Below are 385 nucleotides of genomic sequence, written 5' to 3' on the forward strand. Positions count from 1 at the left end.
TTTGTGGGGCTTTATTTTGGTGTCTGAGGCTTTGCTGCTGCCGCTGTTGCTGGTGTTGTATGTGCCGGCGTTGGCTGTGTTTGCGCTGCTGTGGCAGGCTTGGGTGTTTGTGGTGCAGGTGCGCGGTTTGATGTGGATGGGGAATGCGACGGTGGGCCGTGTTTTGGTGGGTTATCTGTTGTATGGTTTCGGCGTGTTGTGTGTGGGTACGGTGATTTTGATGCTGTTTATTGCCGCCGGTTGGTTGGATATGGAAACGTTGAATCAAAACCTGCAGGCGTTGACGTCTGCCCGTAAATAATCAATGGAAATTGGAAGGCCGTCTGAAATGTTCAGACGGCCTTTGTTTTATGTGTTTGTTTCGTGGTCTTGCAGGATTTTTTGA

At 50.1% G+C, this 385-nt stretch carries 1 pseudogene; it reads left to right on the forward strand.

The features are described 5' to 3' along the window. Positions 1-301, forward strand: a pseudogene (locus ACTHSP_RS22560) (hypothetical protein); the annotation flags it as partial. Positions 302-385 lie beyond the last annotated feature (84 nt).

Source organism: Neisseria sp. P0001.S005 (assembly GCF_051963715.1).